The sequence below is a fragment of the Parvibaculum sp. genome, assembly GCF_049672805.1.
Taxonomy (GTDB): domain Bacteria; phylum Pseudomonadota; class Alphaproteobacteria; order Parvibaculales; family Parvibaculaceae; genus Parvibaculum.
In genome coordinates this window covers 1-1558 of sequence record NZ_JBATWS010000136.1, presented here as the reverse complement: position 1 = coordinate 1558, position 1558 = coordinate 1, and the positions used below count along the sequence as shown (strand labels likewise).

The window sequence follows — 1558 nt, the reverse complement described above, 5'->3', positions numbered from 1 at the left end:
CACCACGATATTTCGCCCCGGCAATCAGCGCACCGAGATCAAGCGCCATCAGCGTCTTGTTCTTGAGGCTCTCCGGCACGTCACCATTGACGATTCGCAGCGCAAGCCCTTCCGCAATGGCGGTCTTGCCCACGCCCGGTTCACCGATCAGCACGGGATTGTTCTTCGTGCGGCGCGAGAGAACCTGGATCGTGCGCCGAATCTCTTCGTCACGCCCGATCACCGGATCAAGCTTGCCAGACCGCGCATCCGCGGTGAGGTCGCGCGCATATTTCTTGAGCGCATCATAGGCATCTTCCGCGCTGACGCTGTCCGCCGTGCGACCCTTGCGCACGCGCTCGATGGCAGCGTTCAGCGATTGCGGCGTAACGCCCGCTGTCTTGAGAATCTTTTCGGCTTCCGTGCCCGGCGTAAGCAACATGGCAAGCAGCAGCCGCTCGGCGGTGACATAGCTGTCGCCGGCCTTCTTCGCGATCTGCTCGGCCTGTTCGAAAACCTTGGCTGTTTCGGGCGCGAGGTAAAGCTGGCCCGCACCGGAGCCTTCCACCTTGGGCATCTTCGAAAGCGCCGTCTCAACGCCCGTCAGCGCCTGATCCGGGCGGCCTCCAGCCGCACGGATAAGACCGGCGGCGAGGCCCTCCTCGTCATCAAGCAGAACTTTCAGCAAATGCTCGGGTGTAAACCGCTGATGTCCGGAGCGAAGTGCCAGCCCCTGTGCAGACTGGATAAAGCCACGGCTCCGGTCTGTGTATTTTTCGAGATCCATCTATCTTCCCTTTCAAGCACGCGTCTGGACAGCCGGTCTCTCCCGCACCATCTTTTGCGCCTCCACATGCGAACAGGCCCTCAAAGGCACCTGTTCGCAGGAGATATTGGTGTTGCCTGATAGTCACACAAGGGGCAATCTCCTGACATCTTGCCGCGAAATTCCGCCGAATTCGTAAATCTGAAGGAGAGGTGATGGGAGACAGTTCAAGGATCGTCGGTCTCTACCGCTACCCCGTCAAGGGGCTCTCGCCCGAGGCGCTGGCGAGTGCGACGCTTGAGAAGGGCGGCACCTTTCCTGCCGACCGGGCCTTTGCCATCGAGAACGGCAAACATGATTTCGATCCGGCCGCGCCAAAGCACTTCCCGAAGATCAAGTTTCTCATGCTGATGCGCGACGAGCGGCTGGCCACTCTCAAGACGCGCTATGAAGATGCCACATCGACGCTCCATGTCTCGCTCGACAGCAGCGAGGTTCTGGCGGCCAATCTGATGAGCGATGAAGGCCGGAAGGCGCTCGAAGATTTCCTCTCGACCTATATGGAGAAAGAACTGCGCGGGCGCCCGCGCGTCGTTCATGCACCAGGCTTCTCCCACTCGGATGCCCCGGCAAAACTCGTTTCCTTCATCAATATGGCAAGCGTGCGTGCCCTTGAAGAAAAGATTGGCGCGCATGTTCACCCGCTGCGCTTTCGCGGCAACGTCTATATTGACGGGCTGGCGCCCTTCGAAGATCACGACTGGGTCGGGAAACGCTTTCGCGTGGGCGAGGTGGAGTTTGAAGGTGTGTTTC

2 protein-coding genes are annotated in these 1558 nt (G+C 59.9%); one reads left to right on the top strand and one right to left on the bottom strand.

What is annotated here, in order from left to right; all coding sequences use genetic code 11:
* Nucleotides 1–766 (bottom strand): Clp protease N-terminal domain-containing protein (locus WBF74_RS04340; RefSeq protein ID WP_424435716.1); only part of this gene is annotated, 766 nt, incomplete at its 3' end.
* Nucleotides 767–960: 194 nt separating this feature from the next.
* Here WBF74_RS04340 and WBF74_RS04335 point away from each other — a divergent pair.
* A partial coding sequence (locus WBF74_RS04335; protein WP_424435713.1) for an MOSC domain-containing protein occupies nucleotides 961–1558 on the top strand: 598 nt, incomplete at its 3' end.